Origin of the sequence: Klebsiella sp. EMBS2024 (genome assembly GCF_036233805.1) — a bacterium.
GTDB lineage: Bacteria > Pseudomonadota > Gammaproteobacteria > Enterobacterales > Enterobacteriaceae > Klebsiella > Klebsiella pneumoniae.
Window position 1 is genome coordinate 324,904 of record NZ_JAZARW010000001.1, and the last position, 26,289, is coordinate 351,192.

A 26,289-nucleotide genomic window follows, 5' to 3' on the forward strand; every position below is an offset into this window, starting at 1 on the left:
GTTGCTTGCCGGGCCTACAGACAGTCGGAGCCGGACGAGTAGGCCGGATAAGGCGAAGCCGCCATCCGGCGCAAATGTGCGCTAGCGTCCGCTCTGATACAGCGGCACCGCGGCGCCGCCGATATAACGACGGCGCAGCCAGGCGGAAAGGGTGTCCATGATCATCACCACCGCCACCAGCAGCAGGGTGATAAACATCACCACATCCCAGTTCCACAGACGCATATTCTCGGCATAGATAAGCCCGATACCGCCGGCGCCGACGAAGCCCAGCACCGCCGCGGAGCGGGTGTTGGATTCAATCTGATACAGGCTCAGCGCGAGGAAGGTCGGGAACGACTGGGTAAAAATGCCAAAGCGATGCTTTTGCAGGCCATTCGCGCCCACGGCGGTCAGCCCGCGCCCGGGAGATCGGTCTACGGCTTCGTGTCCTTCCGCGTACAGCCGTCCCAGCAGGCCGGTGTCCTGCATGATGATCGCCAGCACCCCTGCCAGCGGCCCGAGGCCGACCGCACGCACGAAAATCAGCCCCCAGATAGCCATGTCGATCCCGCGCAGTACATCAAACAGGCGGCGCATCAGCAGGGCGAGGGTCCCCAGCACCACGCCGCGCATGATGTTGCGGGCGGCGAAGAAGGAGAGCAGCAGCGCCAGCACCGTGGCGGTCAGCGTCCCGGCGAAGACGATGGCCAGGGTGACGCCGATTTGCGTAAAGTAATAGCCGAACGGCCAGTTCCAGAAGTCGTGCCAGACGAACATCCGCGCCAGGTAGCGGCCAATCTGCTGCAGGCCGGTGGTCAGCTGTTCGCCGCTGACGCCGAACTGCAGAAAAAACCAGACGTAATAGAGCAGGCAGGCCAGCGCCACCAGCCCGACGTAGCGCAGGTAGCGCCCCTGGATCTGATAGAGCTGCTTATGCTGCCGCCGGCTGGCGGCGATATCCGGTTGCATGTGCCAGACGCTCATTTTTTCCCCTCCAGTACCCACAGGCGCAGACGACCGGACAGCATGTCCAGCGCCGACACCACCAGAATGATCAGCAGCAGGGTGATGCTCACCTGATCGTAGCGGTCAAGCTTGATGTTGGTCATCAGCTCCTGGCCGATGCCGCCCGCGCCCACCAGCCCGAGAATGGTCGACGAGCGGAAGTTGATTTCAAGTCGCATAAAGCCATAGGAGAGAAACAGCGGTTTCACCTGAGGCCACAGGGCGAAGCGAATTTTCTGCAGCGGGGACGCGCCGCAGGCCGCCAGGCCGCGTACCGGTTTGTTTTGCGCGCTTTCCACCGCCTCGTAGAACAGTTTGGTCAGGCTGCCGACGGTATGCAGCATCAGCGCCAGAAAGCCCGGGATCGCGCCGATGCCGAACGCCATCACAAAGATCACCGCCCACGCCAGCTCGGGCATGGTGCGTAAAAACGCCACCAGCACGCGAATGGCAAAGCGCACCGGCGCCGGGGACCAGGCGTTATTGGCGGCAAGAAACGCGAAAACCGTGGCGATGGCGACCGCCACCAGGGTCGAGGCCAGCGCCAGCTGCAGGGTTTCCCAGATCAGCGGCAGCTGGATCGGCAGGCGATAGCCCCACCAGGCCAGCGACCCTTTGGTCTGCACATCGGCGAACAGGTTGCCGGCGCTCAGGGGCGGAATGGTCTCTGCCATATAGTCAAAGAAGTGGGGCAGCGAGTGCCAGATAGTCAGCAGATTAAATTCCGCGGCGCTGCCGGCGGCAAAATAGAGCGCCAGCAGCAGCAGCGACCAGCAGACGGCATCGCGCTTTTGCCGCGAGCGTACCTGCTGGTAATAGCGTTCAAATTCGGTGTGGGTTGTCTTCATGCGTCGGGGATCTTCAACGTAGCGCCGCCGCTTACCCTGGGGCAAGCAGGCGGCGTTGAGGCAGGATTAACGCGCGCTCACCAGCTCGCGTTTCATATCAATAATCTGCTGGAAGTCAGCAACGCTGCCCGGGCCGATGTGCTGAGTACCGCCCATCGCTTTGATAAAGCAGGCGTGATCCTCGGTGTCCAGCTTTTTCACTGCCGCCACGACCTTCGCCTTAAAGTCCGCCGGCAGCGCATTGCTCACCAGGATCGGGCCGTTCGGGATCAGCGGCGATTGCCAGATAATGCGGATCTGCTTCATCAGATCCGGATGATCCATGCGAATCAGGCGGTTGAACGCGCCGGTAGTGTAGCCGGTGTTGTAATCGCCAACCATCGAGGCCCACGTGACCGCGCCCGCGAACTGGCCATTCAGCACGCCGAGGATGTCCTGCTCATGGCCGCCGGAGAAGGTGACGCTGGAGAAGGTGTTGTTGTATTTGTTGTCGGCGTTACCGCCAAATTTTTCTTTAAACGCATGGTTAGGGATCAGATACCCGGAAGTGGAATCCGGATCGGCGAAGCCGAAGGCTTTGCCTTTTAAATCGTCCAGCGTTTTGTACGGGGAGTCGGCTTTGACGATCACCACCGAGTGATAGCCGCGAGACTGATCTTTGTCGTCCACGGCGATGCCGACGATATCCACCGCTTTCGGATTATTGAGATAAACCGAGGCGTAGGAGGAGGGGGACATGCTCAGCACCACGTCGACTTTGCCCCCCAGCAGGCCCTGGATCACCCCGGAATAGTCGGAAGAGTTGCGCAGTTTGGTATCCACGTTCAGCTCTTTATCGAGGAAGGCCTTCACGCACTGGTTATCGCCGATTTGCTGGGTGGCGTTCTGGCCGCCGAGAATGCCCAGATTGAGCTCTTTCGGCTGCGCCGCCGCTGCCTGCCATGCCATCATCATGCCCGCGACCATTGCGGATAAACGAACTGCGCCAGTCATATATTTTTTCATTATGTTGCCCGTGTGAGTGAAATTAATGCAATTGGCTAACTTCATCGCCGTACAGCCGCTGCAGCACATCCTGCGTCAGCCGGGAGGGGTGATCGTCAAAAATAAGCTGGCCGCTGGCGACGCCGATAACCCGGGTGCAGTAGGTCTTCACCAGCTCCACCGAATGCAGGTTTACCATCACGCTGATACCCTGCTCGCTAATCTCGCGCAGCACATCCATGATGCGCTGAGTGTTTTTCGGATCCAGCGAGGCGACAGGCTCGTCGGCCAGCAGGATCCCGGGGTTTTGCATCAGCGCCCGGCAGATCGCCACCCGCTGCATCTGCCCGCCGGAGAGGTTCTCCGCCCGCTGCAGCGCGTGCGGCAGCATGTTCATCCACTCAAGCAGCGCAATGGCGCGCGCCCGGTCGGCTGCGGGAAAGATTTTAAACAGCGATTTCAGGGTTGAAGTCTGGCTGAGGCGGCCCAGCAGGACGTTGGTGAGCACGTCGAGGCGCGGCACCAGGCAGAAGTCCTGAAAAATCATTCCGCAGTGGCTACGCCAGGCATTGAGCGCGCGGCCTTTCAGCTGTGAGACATCGTGCGGGGTACCGACTTCCGGGTAGCTAAGAATTTCTCCGCCGCTGGCGCTGTGGGTGCCGTTGAGGACATGCAGGAGCGTCGATTTACCGGCGCCGGAGCGGCCAATGACCCCGACCATTTCCCCGGCGTGCAGATCAAAGCTGATGCCGTCCAGCACCTTGTGCTGGGCTTGATAAGCTTTACTCAGATTACGCACGCTTAAGACCTTCCGCTGCCGGCCGGCAGCGAGATCGGTGAACGGCTGGAAATCAGTTTCGGCCACCGCGGCAAGAGAGCTGTTCATAAGAGTGTCCAGGTTCGTCATTAACTGGCCACTATTAATAGGTCTTTATATGAAATTTCGATGACGGTATTGCGAACAAAGCGTGAACTGGCGTGAAAGAGCGACGGCCAGCGGCTCAACGCGTGCGGCATGCTGGCGGCTGGCGAAGCGCCGAAAAGCCGCTATGCTTTGGAGGACGCGGGGACAGACCGGTTCGTAGGCGTAGACAGCCTTCGGCAATCTTCGCTTAATCTTGATGAAGAAGACTGTTTAATCGAATAGATAATGCGTCTGCCTTTGTTTAGCATTCAACATCCCGCATGTATTAACATATANATAACTATTTTGTGCGGCAGGTTAATCTATTCATGAGTCTTATGTGTTGGTGAATCATCCTGGTTTTTGTTTATTTGTAGATTTATATCCTTTCTTTTGTGCTAAATCCGGTTTATTTGATAAGCCATTCAAGAGTTCCATTAAGAATATTCCTAACATAATAGGGCGAAGATCCTGGATAATATAAAGCGCAGATAAGAATTGACGGTTATATTACCAATAACCTTATGAAAATAAATGTCTTTTTCTGGCGCTCAAAAATTTGATATTTTCAGTTTTTGTAAATATTGACCTGGGCGCGAAATTCATTGCCTTTCCGCATGTTGACACTCCATAGGAAAAAACTTAAATTCAACGCCAAGCAGAAAATAATTATAGTTTAATNNNNCGCTTATCCAATATTGATAAGTAATGCGTGTCTTATTTAATGGCGATTTATTAAAGGAAACGAATACGCCAGTAAACTTTATAGGCCTGGCAAGCAGTGACGTTGTAAAAATGATTACTTCAAGGACTATGAGGTTAAAAACTATATGGAATATAAAAGCTGTTCCGATAAGTATATTTGGTCTGCCGATGACTCCTATTTCTATAAAGGACTGTCCGAACTGATTGTAGACATCGACGAATTAATTTATCTCTCACTGGAGAAAATCAGAAAAGATTTTGTGTTTATCAATCTCAATACGGCTTCATTAAACGAATTTATCAGGCGCGACAGCGAATGGCTATCCGCGGTAAAGGGGAAACAGGTCGTATTGATTGCGGCCAGGAAATCAGAGGCCTTAGCGAACTACTGGTATTACAATAGCGATATTCGCGGGGTGGTATATGTTGGTCTGAGTCGCGATATTCGAAAAGAACTGGCCTATGTAATTAATGGCAGGTTTCTCCGCAAAGATATTAAGAAAGATAAAATTACAGATCGGGAAATGAAAATTATCCGCATGACCGCCCAGGGCATGCAGCCGAAATCGATCGCCAGAATTGAAAATTGTAGCGTGAAGACAGTGTATACCCATCGGCGTAATGCTGAGGCCAAACTGTATTCCAAAATATATAAGTTAGTTCAGTAACACCCAGGCAATTCTGTTTTTTAAATGGTTCACCGGGACATCATGTCCTTAATTCAACTCAGGATGAAAAAGCGATGAAAAAAAAGGTTCTGGCAATAGCTCTGGTAACGACGTTTACCGGTATGGGCGTGGCGCAGGCTGCTGACGTAACGGCTCAGGCTGTAGCGACCTGGTCTGCGACCGCTAAAAAAGACACCACCAGCAAGCTGGTTGTGACCCCGCTCGGCAGCCTGGCGTTCCAGTACGCCGAAGGCATTAAAGGCTTTAACTCGCAGAAAGGTCTGTTTGACGTGGCGATTGAGGGGGACACAACGGCGACCGCCTTTAAGCTGACCTCGCGTCTTATCACCAACACCTTAACCCAGCTGGATACCTCCGGCTCCACGCTGAGCGTGGGCGTGGATTATAACGGCGCCGCGGTGGAAAAAACTGGCGATACCGTGATGATCGATACCGCCAACAATATTATGGGCGGCAACCTCAGCGCGCTGGCTAATGGCTACAACGCCAGCGGCCGTACCACAGCGCAGGATGGTTTCACTTTCTCCATCATCAGCGGCACCACCAACGGCACCACCGCCGTGACCGATTACAGCACTCTGCCGGAAGGGATCTGGAGCGGCGACGTCAGCGTACAGTTCGACGCCACCTGGACCAGCTGATCCTTCTGATGCACCAGCAGGGGGATCNCCCCCTGCTTTTTTCACGGACGGAATTGTTATGAAAAAGCACCTTCTGGCCCTCGGGCTGCTGCTTGCCGGGGTGTCGCCGGCGCAGGCGCTGGATGTCGGCGATATTTCATCCTTTATGAACAGCGGCAGCAGCACGCTGAGCAAAACGATCAAGAACAGCACAGACAGCGGTCGACTGATCAATATCCATCTCGAACGGCTCTCTTCCCCGCTGGACGGCGGGCAGGTTATCCCGATGGACAAACCGGATGAGGTATTGCTCACTCCCGCCAGCCTGCTGCTACCCGCCCAGGCCAGCGATGTGATCCGCTTCTTCTACAAAGGCCCGGCGGATGACAAAGAGCGCTACTACCGCATTGTCTGGTTCGATCAGGCGCTCAGCGATGCCCAACGCGATAACGCCAACCGCAGCGCGGTGGCCACTGCTTCCGCCCGCATCGGCACCATCCTGGTGGTGGCGCCCCGGCAGGTGAACTATCGCTTTCAGTACGCCAACGGCTCTCTGACCAACACCGGGAATGCGACGCTGCGGATCCTCGCCTACGGCCCCTGCCTGAAGGCCGCCGATGGTAAGGAATGTAAAGAGAATTACTACCTGATGCCGGGTAAATCGCGCCGTTTTACGCGCGTGGACACGGCGGATAAAAAAGGACGGGTGGCGCTTTGGCAGGGTGAGCAGTTTGTTCCCGTGAAATAGACAGCTGTGCAGATGGATAACGACGATGCCTCTACAACGGATTACCCCAGGACTGAAAACGCGGCTTGCCTTCGGCATGATCTTTTTGTTCGTTCAGCCCGACGTCAGCGCTGCCGCCGCAGGCGCGCAGCAGATTGGCGGGGTGATTATTCCGCAGGCCTTCAGCCAGGCGCTGCAGGACGGCATGAGCGTCCCGCTCTATATTCATCTCGCCGGCAGCCAGAGCACCCGGGACGATCAGCGGATCGGCAGCGCCTTTATCTGGCTGGACGGCGGCCAGCTGCGCGTTCGGCAGATCCAGCTGGAGGAGAGCGAAGGTAACGCCAGCGTCAGCGAACAGACCCGCCAGCAGCTGATCGGCCTGGCCAACGCCCCGTTCAGCGAGGCGCTCACCATTCCCCTGACCGACAACGCACAGCTGGATCTCAGCCTGCGCCAGCTGCTGTTGCAACTGGTGGTCAAGCGCGAGGCGCTGGGCACCGTCCTGCGCTCGCGCAGCGAAGATATCGGTCAGTCCAGCGTGAACACCCTCAGCAGCAACCTGAGCTATAACCTCGGCGTCTATAACAACCAGATGCGTAACGGCGGGAGCAACACCTCCAGCTACCTGTCGCTGAACAACGTCACGGCGCTGCGGGAGCATCACGTGGTGCTCGACGGCTCGCTGTACGGCATCGGCAGCGGTCAGCAGGACAGTGAATTATATAAGGCCATGTATGAGCGCGATTTCGCCGGCCACCGCTTTGCCGGCGGGATGCTTGACACCTGGAACCTGCAGTCCCTGGGACCGATGACCGCTATTTCGGCCGGTAAGATTTACGGCCTTTCCTGGGGGAACCAGGCCAGCTCCACCGTCTTCGACAACAGCCAGTCGGCCACGCCGGTGATCGCCTTTCTGCCGGCGGCGGGCGAGGTGCATCTCACCCGTGACGGTCGGTTGCTGAGCGTCCAGAACTTCGCCATGGGCAACCATGAAGTGGATACCCGCGGCCTGCCGTACGGTATTTACGACGTGGAAGTGGAGGTGATCGTCAATGGTCGGGTGGTCAGCAAACGCACCCAGCGGGTCAATAAGCTGTTCAGCCGGGGACGCGGCGCCGGCGCGCCGCTGGCGTGGCAGGTATGGGGCGGCAGTTTTCATATGGATCGCTGGTCAGAGAGCGGGAAAAAGACCCGGCCGGCGAAAGAGAGCTGGCTGGCAGGCCTTTCGGCCTCCGGGTCGCTCAGCACCCTGAGCTGGGCGGCTACGGGCTATGGCTACGACAACCAGGCGGTGGGGGAAACCCGCCTGACGCTACCGCTGGGCGAGTCGATCAACGTTAACCTGCAAAACATGCTGGCCAGCGACAGCTCGTGGAGCAGCGTCGGCAGCATCAGCGCCACGTTGCCCGGGGGATTCAGTTCAGTGTGGGTTAACCAGGAGAGAACCCGCATTGGCGATCAATTGCGGCGCAGCGATGCCGACAACCGGGCGATCGGCGGCACCCTCAACCTGAACGCGCTGTGGTCGAAGCTGGGGACGTTCAGCGTCAGCTACAACGATGACCGTCGCTACAACAGCCATTACTACACCGCGGATTACTATCAGACGGTCTACAGCGGCGCCTTTGGCTCGCTCGGCCTGCGGGCGGGGATCCAGCGCTATAACAATGGCGACAGCAGCGCCAACACCGGGAAATATATCGCCCTCGATCTGTCGCTGCCGCTGGGCAACTGGTTCAGCGCCGGGATGACCCATCAGAACGGCTACACCATGGCTAACCTCTCAGCGCGCAAGCAGTTTGATGAAGGCACTATTCGCACCATCGGTGCCAATCTGTCGCGGGCCATCTCCGGTGATACCGGGGATGACAAAACCCTCAGCGGCGGCGCGTATGCCCAGTTCGACGCCCGCTACGCCAGCGGCACGCTGAACGTCAACAGCGCGGCGGACGGCTACGTCAACACCAACCTCACCGCCAGCGGCAGCGTCGGCTGGCAGGGCAAAAATATCGCCGCCAGCGGACGAACCGACGGCAACGCCGGGGTGATCTTCAACACCGGGCTGGAGGACGATGGTCAGATTAGCGCCAGGGTTAACGGGCGGATCTTCCCGCTCAGCGGCAAGCGTAACTACCTGCCGCTCTCTCCCTATGGTCGCTATGAGGTGGAGCTGCAGAACAGCAAAAACTCGCTCGACAGCTACGACATCGTCAGCGGGCGCAAGAGTCATCTGACCCTTTATCCGGGCAACGTCGCGGTGATTGAGCCAGAGGTGAAGCAGATGGTCACCGTCTCCGGCCGTATTCGTGCAGAAGACGGCACGCTGCTGGCGAATGCGCGGATTAACAACCATATCGGCCGTACCCGCACCGATGAAAACGGCGAGTTTGTCATGGACGTGGATAAGAAATACCCCACTATCGATTTCAGCTACGGCGGCAATAAAACCTGCGAAGTGGCGCTGGAGCTCAGCCAGGCGCGCGGCGCCGTCTGGGTGGGGGATGTGGTCTGCAGCGGCCTCTCGTCGTGGGCGGCGGTGCAGCAGTCAGGAGAAGAGAATGAAAGTTAATGCACTGATGGCGCTGGCGATCCTCGCGCTGCTCTGGCCGGCAGCCGCGCTCAGGGCGGCGGTGACCAAGACCACCTGGTCGGATGCGCCGGCGCGCGAGTTTGTGTTTGTGGAAAACAACTCCGACGACAACTTTTTCGTCACCCCCGGCGGGGCGCTGGATCCGCGTATGACCGGCGCTAACCGCTGGACCGGCTTAAAATACACCGGCTCCGGGACCATCTATCAGCAGAGTCTCGGCTATATCGATAACGGCTACAACACCGGGCTCAATGCCAACTGGAAGTTTGATATGTGGCTGGAAAACTCACCGGTTTCACACCCCTTAACCGGCCTGCGCTGCATCAACTGGTACGCCGGGTGCGATATGGCTACCAGCCTGATCCTGCCGCAGACCACCGACGCCAGCGGGTTTTACGGCGCGACGGTGACCAGCGGCGGCGCGAAGTGGATGCACGGCATGATGTCAGACGCCTTCTATCAATATCTGCAGCAGATGCCGGTCGGCGGCAGCTTTACGATGACCATCAATGCCTGTCAGACCTCGGTGAACTACGATGCCAGCAGCGGCGCGCGCTGTAAGGATCAGGCCTCCGGTAACTGGTATGTGCGCAACGTCACCCACACCAAAGCCGCGAACCTGCGGTTGATTAATACCCACTCGCTGGCGGAGGTGTTTATCAACAGCGACGGCGTGCCGACCCTCGGGGAAGGGAACGCCGACTGCCGGACGCAGACCATCGGCAGCCGCTCAGGATTAAGCTGTAAGATGGTCAACTATACCTTGCAGACCAACGGCTTAAGCAATACCTCGATCCATATTTTCCCGGCGATCGCCAACTCGTCGCTGGCCTCGGCCGTCGGGGCGTACGATATGCAGTTCAGCCTCAACGGCAGCTCATGGAAGCCGGTGAGCAATACCGCCTATTACTACACCTTCAACGAGATGAAGAGCTCAGACTCGATCTATGTTTTCTTCTCCAGCAACTTCTTTAAACAGATGGTGAACCTCGGGATCAGCGATATCAACACCAAGGATCTGTTCAACTTTCGTTTTCAGAACACCACCTCGCCGGAGTCAGGCTGGTATGAGTTTTCCACCTCCAACACGCTGATTATCAAGCCCCGTGATTTCAGCATCAGCATTATCTCCGACGAATATACCTCGGCGCCGTCGCGCGAGGGGTATGTCGGCAGCGGCGAACCGGCGCTCGATTTCGGCTACATCGTCACCACCAGCGGTAAAACGGCCGCCGATGAAGTGCTGATCAAGGTGACCGGACCGGCGCAGGTGATTGGCGGGCGTTCCTACTGTCTCTTCAGTTCCGATGACGGTACGGCGAAAGTGCCGTTCCCGGCGACGCTCTCTTTTATCACCCGCAGCGGCACGACTCAGACCTACGATGCCGGGTGCGATGACAGCTGGCGGGATATGACCGATGCGCTGTGGCTGACCACGCCGTGGACCGATATCTCCGGCGAAGTGGGGCAGATGGATAAGACCACGGTGAAATTTTCGATTCCGATGGATAACGCCATTTCGCTGCGGACGGTAGACGATAACGGCTGGTTTGGCGAAGTCAGCGCTTCAGGAGAGATTCATGTCCAGGCGACGTGGCGCAACATTAACTAAGGCCCTGCTGACGGTGGGCTGCCTGCTGGCAGCGCCGCTGGCGCAGGCGATCTCGGTCGGCAACCTGACCTTTTCCCTGCCGGCTGAAGCGGATTTCGCCAGCAAACGGGTGGTCAACAATAATAAAAGCGCGCGGCTGTACCGCATCGCCGTCAGCGCCATCGATCGCCCGGGCGGCAGCGAAGTCCGCTCCCGGCCGGTGGATGGCGAACTGCTGTTCGCCCCCCGCCAGCTGGTGCTGCAGGCAGGTGAGAGCGAGTATTTTAAATTTTACTATCATGGGCCGCGGGATAACCGCGAGCGCTACTATCGGGTCTCGTTTCGCGAAATCCCCACCCGCAACCTGACGAGGCGCAGCCCGACCGGCGGCGAGGTCAGCATGGAGCCGGTGGTGGTGATGGATACCATTCTGGTGGTGCGCCCGCGCGAGGTACAGTTTAAATGGTCTTTCGATAAGGTGGCCGGGACGGTGAGCAACACCGGCAATACCTGGTTTAAGCTGCTGATTAAGCCCGGATGCGATTCGACCGAAGAGGAGGGGGACGCCTGGTATCTGCGTCCCGGGGACGTGGTTCGCCAGCCGGCGCTGCGCCAGCCGGGGAACCACTATCTGGTCTATAACGACAAATTTATTAAGATCAGCGATACCTGTCCGCTGAAGCCCCGTCCCGCGGAGTGAGCCTTATCTGGTGGTCGCGCGGCGGGTAAAGCGCCGGCTGGCCAGCAGGCTCAGACCGCAGCACAGCAGGTAGTACACCGCGCCGGTGAAGACGAAGATCGCCAGGGGATAGATCTGCACCCGGTTGTTGACCTGGCCGGCCACGGTGGTCAGCTCCGGGACGTTGACGATAAACGCCAGCGAAGTGTCCTTCAGCAGGCCGATAAAGATCCCCACCAGCGACGGCTGAACGTTGCGCAGCGCCTGCGGGAGCAGCACCAGGCGCAGCGTTTGCCCGGGAGCGAACCCCTGGGTCAGCGCCGCCTCATACTGTCCTTTCGGCAGCGACTGCAGCCCGGCCAGCACCGAGTGCATCACCGAGGCGGCGGTAAACCACGCCAGCGCCAGGGTCACGGTCACCGCGCCGGGCAGATCGCCGCCGGTCAGCATCGGCAGCAGATACCACAGCCAGAAGATGACAAATATCAGCGGGATGCCGCGGATAATTTCCGCCCACAGAAACAGCAGACGCCGCACCAGCCCGCCGTAGCGCCAGGCCAGGCCCGCCAGCGCAATGCCTCCCGGCAGCGCCAGCAGGGTGGCGCCGATGGCCATCAGTAGGGTCAGCGCCACGCCGCCGGGCTGGCCCTCCGCCAGCCGGCCCCACAGCAGGTAATCGAGGTTATCGGCGATCACCGCCAGATTAGCGTTCATGTCGGGCGCTCCGTTGCAGTTTTCTTCCCGGGCCGAGACGCGTGAGCGCCACGCCCATCGCCACCCCCAGCGCCAGGTACAGCGCGGTGCCGACAGCAAACGCCTCCAGGGCGTGCGCGTTATAGCTCTCAATCTGCCGCACCTGATAGGTCAGTTCCGCAAAGCCGATGCCGCTGGCCAGCGATGAGAGTTTCATCAGGTTAAGATACTGGCCGACAATCGGCTGCCAGGCGTTGGCCAGCCCCTGCGGCAGGAGGATAAAGCGCAGCTCCTGCCACGGCGTAAAGCCCTGCGACAGCGCGGCTTCCCGCTGCCCGTGGCTGACGGCGCGCAGTCCGGAGGCGATCTCTTCCACCAGAAAGGCGGAGGTAAAGACCCCCAGCCCCCACATCGAGCAGAGGAACTCCGGCGTCAGCCACCAGACGTTGCCCGGCAGAATGGACCAGGCGTGTTCGTCGTTCACCACCTCCTTCACCGCCAGCGGCAGCAGGTTCCAGGCGGCAAAGTACCAGAACAGCAGCTGGACCAGCAGCGGGGTATTGCGAAACAACGAGACCCACGCGGCCACCAGTCCGCGCCCCGCGCGTCCGCCGCCGAGGCGCAGGGCCAGCAACAGGACCGCCAGCAGGGTGGCGAGCAGGATCCCGGCGACGCTGACCCAGACGGTGGTGAGAAAACCAGAGATAATCCATTGCAACGGCTGCCCGCTCAGGACGCCGTGCCAGTCAAGCATCGGCGTCACTCGAGGCTCTCCTGGTGCAGCGGATCCAGCACCTTCTGCAGAAAACGCCGCGCGCGGGCATGCTGCGGATGGGCGAAAAACTCAGCCGGCGGGGCGACTTCGAGGATGTCGCCGCCGTCGATAAACACCACCCGGTCGGCAATTTCGCGGGCAAACTGCATTTCGTGGGTCACCACCAGCATGGTGATCCCGCTGTGGGCGAGGGTTTTCATCACCTGCAGCACTTCGCCGATCATCTCCGGGTCGAGCGCCGAGGTGGGCTCATCGAACAGGATAATCTGCGGCGAGGAGGCCAGGGCGCGGGCGATNGCCACCCGCTGCTGCTGGCCGCCGGANAGCTGNGCCGGCATCTGCTGCGCTTTTTCTTCCAGTCCGACCTGACGCAGCAGCGCCAGCGCCCGCGCCTGAGCCGCGCTTTTTTCCCAGCCATGAACGCGCTCCAGCGCCAGAGTGATGTTCTCCTGCGCCGTCAGGTGGGCATAAAGGTTGAACTGCTGGAAGACAAAGCCGACGCGGCTGCGCAGCTGGCGCAAGGCGCTGCCGCTCAGCCGGCTGGTGGGTTTGCCGTCGATCAGGATCTCGCCGCCGCTTAAGGATTCGAGCTGGTTGATCAAGCGGATCAGCGTCGATTTTCCCGAACCGGAAGGGCCGAGGATCGCCACCACTTCGCCGGGCTCGACCTGCAGGTTGATCGCGTTAAGTACCTGATGATCGCCGTAGCGCTTGGCCACATCACGGAACGTAATGCTGGCGCGCTGCAGACGTGAAAAATCCGCGGCCGGAGCCGCGGAGTGGGAGAGTAAACCCGAGAACATATTATTTCGCTTCTATGGTAAAGGCGCGCGGCTGCGGCGTTTTGGTGGCAGGGCCAAACCAGACATCGTAAATTTTCGCGGCTTCGCCGGTTTTCTCCAGCTTCACCAGCTCATCGTTGACGGCCTTCAGCAGGGCCGGTTCGCCTTTCTTCACGCCCACGCCAATCTCTTCTTTGCTGAGCAGGTCGGGCAGAATTTTAAACTTGGCTTTATCCGGCGCTTCCGCCAGCAGACCGGCGAGGATGGTGCTGTCCTGGGTGATGGCCTGGACGTTGCCGTTGCGCAGGGCGGTCAGGGCCAGCGGAATATCGTCATAGGAGAGGACGCGAGCCTGCGGGAAACGCTGGTGCAGGGCCTGCTCGCCGGTGGTGCCTTTCACCGCGCCGATGCGCGCTTTGCTGTACTCATCGAGCTTATCCGGAGAGCCGGCCGGCACGAGGAACTGCTGGCCGGTGACGAAATACGGCGTTGAGAAATCAATAACCTGGGCCCGCTCCGGGGTGATGGTAATGTCGGCGACGATCAGGTCGGCTTTACCGGACTGCAGCAGCGGAATACGGTTGGCCGGGTTGGTGGCCACCAGCTCGAGTTTGACGCCGAGCGCTTTCGCCAGCGCCTGGGCAAAGTCGACGTCGTAGCCGACGATATGGTGGGTTTTGGCGTCCACGGAGCCGAACGGCGGGTTGGCGTCGAAGGTGGCGACTTTTACGACGCCGGCGGCTTTGATGTCAGCCAGCTGGTCCGCCTGTGCCTGCGAGGCGAGCAGCAGCATACCCAGCGCCAGTGCGATTTTTGTGGTTTTATTGCGCATAGTTTTTCCCCTGAATCCCTGTTTTGTTTTGTGGACATCACGCTCCCACAAATTGCCCGTCGGCGGCAAAGAAGAAAAAATTCTTATCTATAACCAAAAAGAACTTAACAAACCTATGGGTATTCTTTATGCGCCGCTGGCNTTTTACCAGGACGGCAACGACTGCCGGGCGGTCCCCTCTCCCTCAGGGAGAGGGCCAGGGAGAGGGTGATANGACCGGGGGTAATATGCGCCAGCCAGGATTGCAAATTCGGAATTAATATTTCCCGCGCCCGGCCAACTGTGGTTGAAATAGACCCAGGCGATTCGCTTCCCGACAGAGGAGAAAACGAAAGTGGCATTGTGGCAACGGTTAACGGGCTGGCTGGCTTTTTTGTCCAACGGTGAAGCCGGACAGCAGGATACCCAGCGCGTCATGGAGGCGATCCTGCCGGTAGCCAGCCTCTACGGCGTGGACATTGGCAACGTGGAAACCCGGTGGTTCCGTCATGATAAGACATACTGAGCGACGCAGGACGCGAGAAGCCTACTGGAACGAGGTGTGCTTTGTGTAGCAAGAGACTGCCTGAGGTTGCGGCCTTGCAGGAGGCGCCGCCGCAGCCCAGGCAGTTTTGACCATGCCTATCCCCCCAGATACATCCGCTTAATTTCCGGATTAGTCAGCATCTCCCGCGCCGCGCCTGACAAGGTGATCCGGCCATTCTCCAGGACATACGCCCGATCGGCGATCGCCAGCGCGGCCGTCGCATTCTGCTCCACCAGCAGCACCGTCATATTCTCTTCGCGCAGTTGCTTAATGATGCCGAACAGCTCGCCGACAATTTTCGGCGCCAGCCCGAGGCTCGGTTCATCCAGCATCAATAACACCGGCTCGCTCATCAGCGCCCGGGCGATGGCCAGCATCTGCTGCTCGCCGCCGCTCATGGTGCCCGCCATCTGATGGCGCCGCTCCTTGAGCCGCGGAAAGAGGGCGTACATGCGATCGCGCAGGCGGGCGTAGCCGGCGAGATTATTGTAAGCGCCCATGCGCAGGTTCTCTTCGATGGTCAGGTTGGTAAAGACGCGCCGTCCCTCCGGCACCAGCGCCAGCCCGCGACGCACGATCTGGTGGGTCTGGCTGCGTGAGATATCGTCGTTGAGGAAGCTGACGCGCCCACTGGAGCGCACCAGGTTGACGATCCCGTTCAGGGTGGAGGTTTTACCGGCGCCATTGCTGCCGATCAGGGTGACGATTTCCCGGTCATAGACGTCGATATCGACGCCCTTCAGACCCTGGATCACGCCGTAAAAGACCTTCAGTTCCCGGGCGTTAAGCATAATTGGCTTCTCCCAGATAAGCGGAAATGACGTCCGGATGCTGGATCGCCTCGGCCATCAGGCCGCTGAACAACGGCTTACCGTACTCCAGAACCATCACCCGCTCGCACAGGCGGTTGACGAAGGGCATATCGTGCTCGATTAACAGGACGCTTAGCTGATAGTCATGGCGCATGCGGAAGATCAGCTCCGCCAGATCCTCGGTCTCCTTCGGGTTCATCCCGGCGGCTGGCTCATCGAGCAGGAGCAGCTTCGGCGCGGTGGCCAGCGCGCGGGCGATCTCCACTTTGCGCTGGTTGCCATAGCTTAGGTTTGTGGCCTGCATATGGGCGAAGTGGGCGATGCCGATATCCTCCAGGATGGCCATCGCTTTGGCTTTCGCCGCCCGCTCGGCCGGAAAGTAGCGACCAATATGCAGGGCCGCCTCCAGCAGCGAATAGCGGCTGGCGCGGTCGAGTCCGACCATCACGTTCTCCAGCACCGTCATGGAGTTAAACAGGCGGATATTCTGGAAGGTGCGGGCGATCCCGGCGTTCACCACTTGGTTGGGCTTCAGCCCCTTCAGCGACGTGCCCGCCAGGGTGACGCTGCCGCTGGTGGGTTTATAGTTGGCGGTAATGACGTTAAACAGGGTCGTTTTGCCCGCGCCGTTAGGGCCGATAAGGCCAAAGATCTCCGCCTCGTCAACATGGAAGCTGACGTTGTCGATGGCCCGCAGGCCGCCGAACTGCATGGTGACATCCTGCACCTGCAGGATAACGTTATTTTCCGCCATAGCCGCCGCTCCTTCTTCCGGTCTGCCAAATCTCTTTTTTCCCCAGCAGCCCCTCGCGGGCGAAGAGCATGATGATCAGCAACAGCAGGGAGAAGACCACCATTCGCAGGCCCGGGTACGCGCCGAGATCGTGACCGAAGAACTGCAGCGGCTGATCGAGGAAGCGCAGCCACTCGCCGCTGCCGACCACCAGCACGGTGCCGAGCAGGGCGCCGGTGGTGCTGCCGAGCCNGCCGAGGACGATAATAATCAGCAGCTGGAAGGTGAGCATAAAGTCGAACAGCCCTGGGGAAATGGTGGTCAGCAGGGAAGCCAGCAGACCGCCGCCGATCCCTTCGAAGAAGGCGCTGGTGGCGAAGGCGCAGGTTTTAATGCGGAAGGTGTTGACCCCCATGGCGATCGCCGCATCTTCATCGTCGCGAATAGCTTTCATCATCCGGCCATACTTCGACCACACCAGCTGGAGGATCATGCCGGTGGCCAGCAGGGCGAACAGCCCGCACCAGAACAGGAGATGCGGCTGCTGCGGAATATCGTTCAGCCCGATGGCGCCGTTGGTGATTTGCGGGTTGTTAATGGCGAGGATCTTGATGATAAACCCAAAGCCGAGGGTGACAATGGCCAGGTAGTCGCCACGTACCCGGAAGACCGGCACGGCGAGGCACACCGCCAGCGCCGCCGCGCACAGGCCGCTTATCAGCAGGGCTGGGAGGAAGCCCGCGTGCAGGCTGAGGATCCACGGGCTGGGGGCGGCCATTTCAAACATGTCTACCTTGCTGTCGCTGGAGAGGATCAGCAGGGCGGTCACGTAGGCGCCCACCGCCACGAAGCCGTTCGGCTCCAGCGACAGCTGGCCGGTCACGCCGTTGATCAGGTTGTAGCTGACCGCGAGGATCATAAAGATAAAAATGGTGCTGATGACACGAACAATGTAGTCATTGAAAACCACGTTGATTCCGGCCAGCAGCGCGATACAGATGACAATAATGGCCAGGTTGCGCAGCTGCGCCCCGGCGGTCGTCGTCGCGTTGAGCATCAGAAACGGCTCCTTTCCAGACGTTCGTCGCCCATAATGCCGACCGGGCGGAACAAGAGGACCAGAATCAAGAACAGGAAGGCGAAAGCGTCTTTATAGCCGCCCAGTTCGGGGAAGATCGCCACGGCGACCACCTCGGTAAAACCGAGGATAAAGCCGCCCAGCACCGCGCCGGTGACGCTGCCGATCCCGCCCAGCACGGCGGCGGCGAAGGCCTTCAGGCCGATAAGCACGCCCATCAGGGGATCGATCGTCGGGTAGCTGATGGAGTAGAACACGCCGCCGAGCGCCGCGAGACTACTGCCGAGGGCGAAGACCAGGGAGATGATCCGGTTGGCGTCAATGCCCATCAGGCGCACGGTGTTGACGTCAAAGGCCACCGCGCGGATCGCCATCCCATAGCGGGTGCGGTACAGCAGCCAGAGGATCGCCAGCAGCAGCAGGACGGTGATCAGCGGCACAATCCACGCCACGTTGGTAATGATGACGCTGCCGAAGGCCCGGGTCTGGTTGAAAAAGTCAGGGGCGGAGAAGAAGCGCGAGCTGCCGCCAAACAGTACGTTAAACAGGTTTTCGAGAAAAAAGCTGACGCCGATGGCAGTGATCAGCATGGAGATTTTCGAGGCCTGACGCAGCGGACGATAGGCGACCCGGTCAATCAGCATACCAAACAGGCCGCACAGCCCGAGGGTCAGGAAAACGGCTACCCCGAAGGGTAGCCCAACCGAAGAAAATAAAAACAGCGTACTAAACGCGCCGACCATCATCACGTCCGCATGGGCGAAGTTGATCAGCCGCAGCACGCCATAAACCATCGTATAACCGATGGCAATCAGGGCGTACATGCCCCCAAGACTCATTCCATTGACCACTTGCTGGAGAAAAATGGCGCCGTCCATTTTGTAGCCTCGTCACAACTTAAGGGTTAACCACGGTACGAAACGCCAGCTTGCCATCTTTCACTTCGTTGATGACCGCGCTGCGAATGGCGTCGCCGTTCTGTAACGTCAGCGTGCCGGTCACCCCCTGGAAATCTTTGGTGGCGCGGATTTTTTCATTCACGCAGACCCGATCGTGGGGATCGCTGCACTGGTTCATGGCGTTGACGATGACGTTATAGGCGTCCGCCGCCATTGCGCCCCAGGTATGGGTCGGCTGCTGGTATTTGGCTTCCCAGGCTTTGATGAAGGTTTCCCCCGCCGGGGTCTGCTCTTTGGCGTTCGGCGAGTAGTAATCGGTGGTCATATAGCCGTTGACCGCGTCTTTACCGACATCGAAGAAGACCTGATCCGCGGCCAGACCGTCGCCGCCCACCACCGGTTTGTTGAGCCCCAGTTGTTTAGACTGCACGGCAATCAGCGCCCCTTCGGTGTAGTAGATCGGCATGTAAATCATGTCGACATTCTTCGCCTTGACGCTCGCCAGCTGGGCTTTAAAGTCCTTGCTGCCGCCCGGAGCCTGGACCTCGATGGGAATGGTGCCGCCGTTTTTCAGGAACTGGGTGCGGAACGCTTTCGCCAGGCCGACGGAGTAGTCGTTGCTGCTGTCAAACACGATGGCGGCGGTTTTGGCTTTCAGATCGCGGGAGGCCAGATTGGCCCCGACCACCCCCTGGAAGCTGTCCGAGAAGCAGACCCGGCTGACGTAGGGATGGTTGCGGGTGACGCGGTCGTTGGTGGCGGTGGAGGAGACCAGCGGCGTTTTGCTGTCGTCGGCGATTTTGGTCATCGCCAGGGTGTTGGAGGAGGTGACTTCCCCGATCACGGCATCCACTTTATCGCTGGAGACCAGGCGCTGCATGGCGTTGGCCGCTTCGACTTTGTCGCTTTTATCATCGATAACGATAAGCTTGATGGTATCGCCATTTTTTAACGTTGGGGTGATGGCCTGAATAATGTCCAGCCCTTTCTGCGACGGCTGGCCATAGCCGCTGAGGGCGCCGCTCAGGGGTAATACCACCCCGATTTTAATTTCCGCTGCCTGCGCGCTGCTGGCGCCGACCAGCGCGGCAACCAGCGTGGCCATTAAAGACGCTTTCCCGGAAAACGATTTCATTGGTATTTCTCCGTCGGTCGATTATTTATCTTTAACCATCAATGACTGCATAACATTGAGGAATAATGCGCCAGCGTATCCGGCGAATTATTGGCTGTTATGTTGAATAGATAACGAGATATATACCCTAAATAATTCGAGTCGCATGAAGGCGGCAAGTAAGCGAGTCCCCAGACGCTTACAGAAGTAAGTGACTNNNGAGAGAACGCAGCCAACGCACATGCANCTTGAAGTATGACGGGTATTTTTAATGCGCTGATTTACCTTACAACGTCCGTTTCGTTTTTACTCATGCAATATTCTTATTACCTGCAGGGAAGGGCATAAGGCTGGCGACAACACGGTTTTTGGTACGGTGAAAGCATTTTGCCGGGGGGCGACTGGCGCCTTACCCGGCCTGAAAAATACGCCATATAAACCGCTGGCACGGCTTCCGTAGACCCGTACCAGCGAAGCGCCGCCGGGCAATTTCAGCACGCGGCGGAATATAAAGTCAGGTGCACAAGATAATATTAAAAATCTATTCTGCTGCTCGCGTGACTTATTATTTTAAAGGGGGCAACGGTTTTATTTTACCATGCAGCGCCGGATTATCGCTTTCATCTTTCAGACCCACCCCGGTAAGCCGACGCAAAAAAGCCTGCTCCAGCAGCCAGGCCAGTTTAAAGGCGGCGGCGTCATGGCTTAATCCCTCCGGCCGAATATTGGAGATACAGTTGCGCTCAGACTCCAGACGCTGACGATGAGGCTGCCAGGTGAGGTAGACGCCGAGGCTGTCCGGCGAGGAGAGACCCGGTCGTTCGCCAATCAGGATCGCCACCGCGCGGGCTTTCAGGGTTTCGCCAATATCATCCCCCAGCGCCACCCGCGACTGATGCGCCAGCACCACCGGCGCCAGGCCGATACCCAGCGTCTGCAGATAGGGCAGCAGGGCGCGGATCAACGGCACCGCCTGGCGCTCTACCGCCCAGGAAGAGAGGCCGTCGCCGATCACCAGCAGCAGGTCGGCGGGGCGGACGCCGCTGGCGGCGAGGTCGGCGCGACTCTCATCGGCGAGCTGCCGCCCGAGATCCGGGCGCCGCAGATAGGTATGACGGTCCGGCGCGGCGCTGTGCACCGTCAGGGCCTCGAGGCCGAGCGCCGCCAGCGGCGCCACCAATTGTTGGCTGGCGAACGGCTGATGAATGGCATCCCGCGCTCTGGCATGGGCCAGACCAAAGTTGAGGACTTCGCGGGTCGGCAGACTGGCGCCGCTGCGCCCCAGGGCGATCCGCGCATCGGTAAATTCACGCAGCGGGTTCCAGGCATCGGGACGGTTCATACGGAGGCTCCTTGCGGCAGGACGGACAGCAGCGGATGGCGGGCGTCGGTGAGCCGCAGCGCGCCGTGCGGATCGATAATCTGCATCTTCGCCAGCCAGTCGGCGAACTCCGGGGCATGCTTTAAGCCCAGCAGACGACGGGCGTACAGCGCGTCATGGAACGAGGTGCTCTGGTAATTGAGCATGATATCGTCCGCTCCGGGCACGCCGATCAGGAAGGTGAGCCCGGCAGCGCACAGCAAGGTCAGCAGGGTGTCCATATCATCCTGATCCGCTTCCGCGTGGTTGGTATAGCAGACGTCGCAGCCGATCGGCAGGCCCATCAGCTTGCCGCAGAAATGATCCTCCAGCCCGGCGCGAATAATCTGCTTGCCGTCGTAGAGATACTCCGGACCGATAAAACCGACCACGGTATTGACCAGTAGCGGTTCAAAGTGACGGGCGACGGCGTAGGCCCGCGCCTCACAGGTTTGCTGATCGACGCCGTGGTGGGCGTTGGCCGACAGGCAGCTTCCCTGGCCGGTCTCAAAATACATCACATTGCTGCCGAGGGTACCGCGCCTGAGGCTCAGGGCCGCCTCGCGGGCCTCCTGCAGCATGGCAAGATTGATGCCGAAGCCGCTGTTGGCCGCTTCGGTACCGGCCACCGACTGGAACACCAGATCCACCGGCGCGCCGCGCTCAATCAGCTGCAGCGTATTGGTCACATGGGTCAGAATGCAGGACTGGGTAGGGATGGCGAAGCGCTGAATAATATCGTCCAGCATGACGTTCAGCTGCGCCAGCACCGGTAAGCTGTCGCTGGCCGGGTTGATGCCGATCACCGCGTCCCCGGCGCCGTACAGCAGCCCGTCGAGCATACTGGCGGCGATGCCTTTCAGGTCGTCGGTGGGATGGTTGGGCTGCAGGCGTACGCTGAGGTGGCCGGGCAGGCCGATGGTGTTGCGAAAGCGCGTCACCACCTGGCATTTGCTGGCGGCAAGGATCAGATCCTGATTGCGCATCAGCTTACTGACCGCCGCCGCCATCTCCGGGGTGATGGCGCGGGCGACCCGCTGCAGCGTGGCGGTATCGGTAGCATCATCCAGCAGCCAGTCGCGAAAATCGCCGACCGTCAGGTGACGCAGGGCGGCAAAGCCCTGCGCATCATGGGTGTCGAGGATCAGACGAGTCACTTCGTCCTGCTCGTAAGGGATAAGCGGGTTGTCGAGAATGTCGGTCAGCGGCACCTCGGCGAGGGCCATTTTCGCCGCCATCCGCTCTTCGGCTGAGGTGGCGATAACCCCTGCGAGGGCGTCGCCGGAGCGGGCTGGCGACGCTTTCGCCATCAACGTTTTCAGACTATCAAAGCGCCATACCTGGCCCGATAGCGTGGTTTTATACATGCCGCCTCCTCAGGAGACCGTGCGCAGTTGAGGATCCACTGGCGCCCGTTCACGGGCCGCTGCGGTTTTGCGGAACCACAGGTAGCCGCCGAGCATCATCGCCGCGAAAATCAGCGCCAGCAGCAGGTTATACCAGACCATCGCCACCAGGCAGATCACCGCCATGCCGAGGGCAAAGGCCGGCGCCAGCGGGTAGAGCGGGGCGCGGAACGGACGGATCAGCTTCGGCTCGCTACGGCGCAGTTTGAACAGCGCCGCCATGGAAGTGATATACATAACAATAGCCCCAAATACCGACATGGTGACGATGCAGGCGGTCAGCGGCATGCCGCTGATGGTGATCAGCGAGTCGGAGAAGATCGCGGCGATCCCCACCACGCCCCCGGCAAGGATCGCCAGATGCGGGGTGCGCGTGCGGCGGTTGAGGGAGGCCAGCCCGGCGGGCAGATAGCCGGCGCGGGCGAGGGAGTAGATCTGCCGCGAGTAGCCCATAATGATGCCGTGGAAGGAGGCGACGAGGCCAAACAGCCCCAGCCACACCAGCATATGCAGCCAGCCGCTGCCGTTGCCCACGACCGTCTTCATCGCCTGGGGCAGCGGATCGTTAATATTGGACAGCGCGCGCCAGTCGCCGACGCCGCCGGCGAAGACCATCACGCCGATAGCCAGCACCGTCAGCGTCAGAATGCCGCCGCCCAGGGCGCGGGGAATGGTGCGCTGCGGATCTTTGGCCTCTTCGGCCGCCATGGAGGCCCCCTCAATGGCGAGGAAGAACCAGATGGCGAACGGAATGGCGGCGAACATCCCCGGCAGCGCCAGGCCGCTGAAGCTGTCCGCGCCCGCCCAGCCGTTAGTGGTGAAGTGGCTCCAGGAGAAGCCGGGGGCGACCACGCCCATGAACACCAGCAGCTCGAAGATGGCCAGCAGAGTGACGATCAGCTCGAAGGTGGCGGCGATGCCGACGCCGAGAATATTGAGCGTCATAAAGATCACGTAGGCGCCGCAGGCGACCCATTTCGGATCCAGCGCCGGAAACTGCACGTTGAGGTAGGCCCCGATGGCCATGGCGATGGCCGGCGGGGCGAAGACGAATTCAATCAGGGTGGCAAAACCAGCGATAAAGCCGCCGGTGGGCCCGAAGGCGCGGTAGGCATAGGCGAAAGGGCCGCCAGCGTGCGGGATGGCGGTGGTCAGCTCGGTAAAGCTGAAAATAAAGGCGCAGTACATGGCGGCGACCGCCAGGGCGACGACCATAAACCCCATCGTGCCCGCCTGCGACCAGCCGTAGCTCCAGCCGAAGTACTCCCCGGATATCACCAGTCCGACGGCGATCCCCCATAAACGAAAACTACCGAGCGTTCTTTTTAAGGTGGTGGTTTGCTCTGTCATACGTATTGCCTCGCCAGATAGAAAGGTGCTGAACGACAGGCTGCAAAGAGAGTGCCAGAACGTTGCCTGCCGCGATAAGGCGTCAGTCCGTGGCGCGCCCGCTGGCGCTGCGCAAAAATGGGGCAGGCTGCACGCTGTCGGCGCGCGCCCTGGTGCAGCGGCTTTGCTTTTTCAGCGGCGGCACGGTATAACACTTCTTCTTTTGGATGTTTAGATGTCTATACGTTTATACGCATCATGACCTGGGCAAGCGGGCTGGCGTGAGAAAATAAAATGCAAAGCACAACACAACAACAAGGTGGGCAGCTGAAGCGCACCATGAAAACGCGCCATCTGATCATGCTGTCACTCGGCGGCGTGATTGGCACCGGCTTATTCTTCAATACCGGCTATATCATCTCCACCACCGGCGCGGCCGGGACGCTGCTTGCGTATCTGATTGGCGCCCTGGTGGTCTGGCTGGTGATGCAGTGCCTTGGCGAACTGTCGGTGGCGATGCCAGAGACCGGCGCCTTCCACGTTTACGCGGCGCGCTATCTTGGCCCGGCGACGGGCTATACCGTGGCGTGGCTCTACTGGTTAACGTGGACGGTGGCGCTGGGGTCGAGCTTCACCGCGGCGGGATTCTGCATGCAGTACTGGTTCCCGCAGGTGCCGGTCTGGATCTGGTGCGTGGTGTTCTGCGCAGTGATCTTCGGCCTTAACATCATTTCGACGCGCTTCTTCGCCGAAGGCGAGTTCTGGTTCTCGCTGGTGAAAGTGATCACCATCGTCGCGTTTATTATTCTCGGCGGCGCGGCCATTTTCGGCATCATTCCGATGCAGGATGGCTCCCCGGCGCCGGGCCTGCGCAATATCACCGCCGAAGGTTGGTTCCCGCACGGCGGCCTGCCGATCCTGATGACCATGGTGGCGGTGAACTTCGCCTTCTCCGGGACGGAGCTTATCGGCATTGCCGCCGGAGAGACGGAAAACCCGCATAAGGTTATTCCGGTTGCCATCCGCACCACCATCGCCCGGCTGATTATTTTCTTTATCGGCACCGTGTTTGTGCTGGCGGCGCTGATCCCGATGCAGCAGGCGGGAGTGGAGAAAAGCCCCTTCGTGCTGGTGTTTGAGAAGGTGGGCATCCCTTATGCGGCGGACATGTTCAACTTCGTGATCCTGACGGCGATCCTGTCGGCGGCTAACTCCGGCCTGTACGCTTCGGGGCGGATGCTGTGGTCGCTGTCGAACGAGAAGACGCTGCCGGCCTGCTTTGCCAAAGTCAATAAACGGGGCGTGCCGGTGACCGCCCTGTCGGTGAGTATGCTGGGCGGCGTGCTGGCGCTGTTCTCCAGCGTGGTGGCGCCAGATACGGTGTTTGTCGCGCTGTCGGCGATCTCCGGTTTTGCGGTGGTGGCGGTGTGGTTGAGCATCTGCGCCTCGCACTTTATGTTCCGCCGCCGCCATCTGCAGCAGGGTAAGGCGCTGAGCGATCTGCAGTATCGCGCTCCCTGGTATCCGGTGGTGCCCGTTCTGGGCTTTGTGCTGTGCCTGGTGGCCTGCGTGGGCCTCGCTTTTGACCCGAGCCAGAGAATTGCGCTGTGGTGCGGGATCCCCTTTGTGGCCCTGTGCTATGGTGCCTGGTATCTTACTCGTTCACGGAATATGACTCAGGAGCCCCAACATGTCGCAGACTAATCCGTTTACCGCCCTGCTTGCCGCCCAGCCTTTCGTGCTGCTGGACGGCGCCATGGCCACCGAGCTGGAGGCCCGCGGCTGCGATCTGGCCGACAGCCTGTGGTCGGCGAAAGTGCTGCTGGAGAACCCGCAGCTGATCCGCGATGTGCATCTCGACTACTTTCGCGCCGGGGCGCAGGTGGCGATCACCGCCAGCTATCAGGCCACTCCGGCGGGCTTTGCCGCGCGCGGGCTGGATGAGGCGCAGTCCCGGGCGCTAATCGGCAAAAGCGTCGAGCTGGCGCGCAAAGCGCGCGAGGCGTACCTCGCCGAGAACCCGCAGGCCGGTACGCTGCTGGTGGCCGGTTCGGTGGGGCCGTATGGCGCGTTTCTCGCCGACGGCTCGGAGTATCGCGGCGATTATCAGCGCAGCGCGGCAGAGTTCCAGGCCTTCCACCGCCCGCGCGTCGAAGCGCTGCTGGATGCCGGCGCCGACCTGCTGGCCTGTGAAACCCTGCCGTCATTCGCTGAGATCCAGGCCCTGGCGGCCCTGCTGCAGGAGTATCCCCGCGCTCGCGCCTGGTACTCCTTCACGCTGCGCGACGCCGAACATCTCAGCGACGGCACGCCGCTGCGCGAGGTGATGGCCGCCCTGGCGGATAACCCGCAGGTGGTGGCGGTGGGGATCAACTGTATCGCGCTGGAAAATACGCCCGCGGCGCTGGCGCATTTGCACAGCCTGACGGCCCTGCCGCTGGTGGTCTATCCTAACTCCGGCGAACATTATGATGCGGTGAGCAAGACCTGGCACCATCATGGCGAAGCCTGCGCCAGCCTGGCGGATTATCTGCTGCAGTGGCTGGCGGCCGGGGCGAAGTTGATCGGCGGCTGCTGCCGCACCACGCCGAAGGACATCGCCGCGCTTAACGCGAAGCGCTAA

Annotated in this window: 27 protein-coding genes; 11 read left to right on the forward strand and 16 right to left on the reverse strand. The window is 60.0% G+C overall.

Translation table 11 applies throughout. The annotated features are described in order from the left end of the window. Positions 1–81: 81 nt before the first annotated feature. The 4 genes from phnE (VZP09_RS01425) to phnC form a co-directional block, all read right to left on the reverse strand. On the reverse strand, positions 82–966 hold the full coding sequence (gene phnE, locus VZP09_RS01425; protein ID WP_328794852.1) for a phosphonate ABC transporter, permease protein PhnE: 885 nt from the start codon (positions 964–966) through the stop codon (positions 82–84). Further along, entirely contained in the window at positions 963–1,835 is an 873-nt protein-coding gene (gene phnE / locus VZP09_RS01430) for a phosphonate ABC transporter, permease protein PhnE (protein WP_002890001.1), read from the reverse strand. Before phnE (VZP09_RS01430) ends, phnE (VZP09_RS01425) begins: the two co-directional genes overlap by 4 nt. A 66-nt stretch (positions 1,836–1,901) precedes the next feature. Beyond that, a complete protein-coding gene (phnD, locus tag VZP09_RS01435) occupies positions 1,902–2,840 on the reverse strand; it encodes a phosphonate ABC transporter substrate-binding protein (protein ID WP_002890002.1) in 939 nt (312 codons plus the stop codon). A 22-nt stretch (positions 2,841–2,862) separates the two neighbouring features. Continuing rightward, positions 2,863–3,705 carry a phosphonate ABC transporter ATP-binding protein gene (gene phnC / locus VZP09_RS01440; RefSeq protein WP_025368416.1) on the reverse strand — a complete coding sequence of 281 codons (843 nt, stop codon included), beginning with the start codon at positions 3,703–3,705 and terminating at the stop codon, positions 2,863–2,865. An 848-nt stretch (positions 3,706–4,553) separates the two neighbouring features. Here phnC and ecpR point away from each other — a divergent pair. From ecpR to VZP09_RS01470, 6 genes are all read left to right on the forward strand, one after another. Next, positions 4,554–5,096 (forward strand): ECP biosynthesis operon DNA-binding transcriptional regulator EcpR, encoded by a 543-nt coding sequence (gene ecpR, locus VZP09_RS01445; protein ID WP_004144585.1) that lies wholly within the window; start codon positions 4,554–4,556, stop codon positions 5,094–5,096. A 74-nt stretch (positions 5,097–5,170) separates the two neighbouring features. Continuing rightward, positions 5,171–5,758 carry a common pilus major fimbrillin subunit EcpA gene (gene ecpA / locus VZP09_RS01450; protein ID WP_048279089.1) on the forward strand — a complete coding sequence of 196 codons (588 nt, stop codon included), beginning with the start codon at positions 5,171–5,173 and terminating at the stop codon, positions 5,756–5,758. Between the two features lie 58 nt (positions 5,759–5,816). Beyond that, the gene (locus tag VZP09_RS01455; protein WP_004144586.1) at positions 5,817–6,485 is read left to right on the forward strand and encodes a fimbrial chaperone EcpB; all 669 of its coding nucleotides are present in this window, start codon (positions 5,817–5,819) and stop codon (positions 6,483–6,485) included. A gap of 25 nt (positions 6,486–6,510) precedes the next feature. Further along, positions 6,511–9,036 carry a fimbrial biogenesis outer membrane usher protein gene (locus tag VZP09_RS01460; protein ID WP_071443829.1) on the forward strand — a complete coding sequence of 842 codons (2,526 nt, stop codon included), beginning with the start codon at positions 6,511–6,513 and terminating at the stop codon, positions 9,034–9,036. Continuing rightward, on the forward strand, positions 9,026–10,669 hold the full coding sequence (gene ecpD / locus VZP09_RS01465) for a fimbrial adhesin EcpD (RefSeq protein WP_002890060.1): 1,644 nt from the start codon (positions 9,026–9,028) through the stop codon (positions 10,667–10,669). The genes VZP09_RS01460 and ecpD overlap by 11 nt, the downstream gene beginning before the upstream one ends. Then, the gene (locus tag VZP09_RS01470; RefSeq protein WP_002890061.1) at positions 10,638–11,348 is read left to right on the forward strand and encodes a fimbria/pilus periplasmic chaperone; all 711 of its coding nucleotides are present in this window, start codon (positions 10,638–10,640) and stop codon (positions 11,346–11,348) included. The genes ecpD and VZP09_RS01470 overlap by 32 nt, the downstream gene beginning before the upstream one ends. Before the next feature lie 3 nt (positions 11,349–11,351). Here the strand turns inward: VZP09_RS01470 and VZP09_RS01475 are convergent, their stop codons facing one another. From VZP09_RS01475 to VZP09_RS01490, 4 genes are all read right to left on the reverse strand, one after another. Beyond that, entirely contained in the window at positions 11,352–12,041 is a 690-nt protein-coding gene (locus VZP09_RS01475) for an amino acid ABC transporter permease (RefSeq protein ID WP_004178714.1), read from the reverse strand. Continuing rightward, positions 12,031–12,783: an amino acid ABC transporter permease gene (locus VZP09_RS01480; protein ID WP_004178715.1), complete on the reverse strand. Its 753-nt coding sequence runs from the start codon at positions 12,781–12,783 to the stop codon at positions 12,031–12,033. Before VZP09_RS01480 ends, VZP09_RS01475 begins: the two co-directional genes overlap by 11 nt. Further along, the gene (locus VZP09_RS01485) at positions 12,780–13,598 is read right to left on the reverse strand and encodes an amino acid ABC transporter ATP-binding protein (RefSeq protein ID WP_004151355.1); all 819 of its coding nucleotides are present in this window, start codon (positions 13,596–13,598) and stop codon (positions 12,780–12,782) included. The genes VZP09_RS01480 and VZP09_RS01485 overlap by 4 nt, the downstream gene beginning before the upstream one ends. A gap of 1 nt (position 13,599) precedes the next feature. Further along, positions 13,600–14,409 carry an ABC transporter substrate-binding protein gene (locus tag VZP09_RS01490; protein WP_002890106.1) on the reverse strand — a complete coding sequence of 270 codons (810 nt, stop codon included), beginning with the start codon at positions 14,407–14,409 and terminating at the stop codon, positions 13,600–13,602. Positions 14,410–14,743: 334 nt separating this feature from the next. Between VZP09_RS01490 and VZP09_RS01495 the strand changes: the two genes are divergently transcribed. After that, positions 14,744–14,914 carry a hypothetical protein gene (locus VZP09_RS01495; protein ID WP_002890108.1) on the forward strand — a complete coding sequence of 57 codons (171 nt, stop codon included), beginning with the start codon at positions 14,744–14,746 and terminating at the stop codon, positions 14,912–14,914. A 116-nt stretch (positions 14,915–15,030) separates the two neighbouring features. Here VZP09_RS01495 and VZP09_RS01500 read toward each other — a convergent pair whose 3' ends face one another. From VZP09_RS01500 to VZP09_RS01520, 5 genes are all read right to left on the reverse strand, one after another. Next, on the reverse strand, positions 15,031–15,726 hold the full coding sequence (locus VZP09_RS01500; protein ID WP_002890126.1) for an ABC transporter ATP-binding protein: 696 nt from the start codon (positions 15,724–15,726) through the stop codon (positions 15,031–15,033). Then, the gene (locus VZP09_RS01505) at positions 15,719–16,501 is read right to left on the reverse strand and encodes an ABC transporter ATP-binding protein (protein ID WP_004151354.1); all 783 of its coding nucleotides are present in this window, start codon (positions 16,499–16,501) and stop codon (positions 15,719–15,721) included. Before VZP09_RS01505 ends, VZP09_RS01500 begins: the two co-directional genes overlap by 8 nt. Then, on the reverse strand, positions 16,488–17,537 hold the full coding sequence (locus tag VZP09_RS01510) for a branched-chain amino acid ABC transporter permease (protein WP_328794853.1): 1,050 nt from the start codon (positions 17,535–17,537) through the stop codon (positions 16,488–16,490). The genes VZP09_RS01505 and VZP09_RS01510 overlap by 14 nt, the downstream gene beginning before the upstream one ends. Next, entirely contained in the window at positions 17,537–18,436 is a 900-nt protein-coding gene (locus tag VZP09_RS01515; RefSeq protein ID WP_002890128.1) for a branched-chain amino acid ABC transporter permease, read from the reverse strand. The genes VZP09_RS01510 and VZP09_RS01515 overlap by 1 nt, the downstream gene beginning before the upstream one ends. Positions 18,437–18,455: 19 nt before the next feature. Then, complete coding sequence (locus VZP09_RS01520; RefSeq protein ID WP_004147267.1) at positions 18,456–19,562, reverse strand: ABC transporter substrate-binding protein; 1,107 nt, start codon at positions 19,560–19,562, stop codon at positions 18,456–18,458. Between VZP09_RS01520 and VZP09_RS01525 the strand changes: the two genes are divergently transcribed. Then, positions 19,555–19,698, forward strand: coding sequence for a hypothetical protein (locus tag VZP09_RS01525; protein WP_004144596.1), 144 nt, complete (start codon positions 19,555–19,557; stop codon positions 19,696–19,698). The two genes, VZP09_RS01520 and VZP09_RS01525, sit on opposite strands and share 8 nt — an antisense overlap. 438 nt (positions 19,699–20,136) lie before the next feature. Here the strand turns inward: VZP09_RS01525 and eutC are convergent, their stop codons facing one another. Genes eutC through eat form a run of 3 tightly spaced genes read right to left on the reverse strand, consistent with a single transcriptional unit; the run spans position 20,137 to position 23,687 of the window. Continuing rightward, entirely contained in the window at positions 20,137–20,913 is a 777-nt protein-coding gene (gene eutC, locus VZP09_RS01530) for an ethanolamine ammonia-lyase subunit EutC (protein ID WP_004183137.1), read from the reverse strand. After that, on the reverse strand, positions 20,910–22,298 hold the full coding sequence (locus VZP09_RS01535) for an ethanolamine ammonia-lyase subunit EutB (RefSeq protein ID WP_012737472.1): 1,389 nt from the start codon (positions 22,296–22,298) through the stop codon (positions 20,910–20,912). The genes eutC and VZP09_RS01535 overlap by 4 nt, the downstream gene beginning before the upstream one ends. Positions 22,299–22,307: 9 nt before the next feature. Further along, on the reverse strand, positions 22,308–23,687 hold the full coding sequence (eat, locus tag VZP09_RS01540) for an ethanolamine permease (protein WP_087847771.1): 1,380 nt from the start codon (positions 23,685–23,687) through the stop codon (positions 22,308–22,310). A 62-nt stretch (positions 23,688–23,749) separates the two neighbouring features. Between eat and VZP09_RS01545 the strand changes: the two genes are divergently transcribed. The 3 genes from VZP09_RS01545 to mmuM all read left to right on the forward strand — a co-directional run bounded on the left by VZP09_RS01545 (position 23,750) and on the right by mmuM (position 26,289). Next, entirely contained in the window at positions 23,750–23,878 is a 129-nt protein-coding gene (locus VZP09_RS01545; protein ID WP_004217023.1) for a hypothetical protein, read from the forward strand. An 82-nt stretch (positions 23,879–23,960) separates the two neighbouring features. Continuing rightward, positions 23,961–25,370, forward strand: a complete 1,410-nt coding sequence (gene mmuP / locus VZP09_RS01550; protein WP_002890161.1) for an S-methylmethionine permease — start codon at positions 23,961–23,963, stop codon at positions 25,368–25,370. Next, on the forward strand, positions 25,357–26,289 hold the full coding sequence (gene mmuM, locus VZP09_RS01555; RefSeq protein ID WP_087847770.1) for a homocysteine S-methyltransferase: 933 nt from the start codon (positions 25,357–25,359) through the stop codon (positions 26,287–26,289). The genes mmuP and mmuM overlap by 14 nt, the downstream gene beginning before the upstream one ends.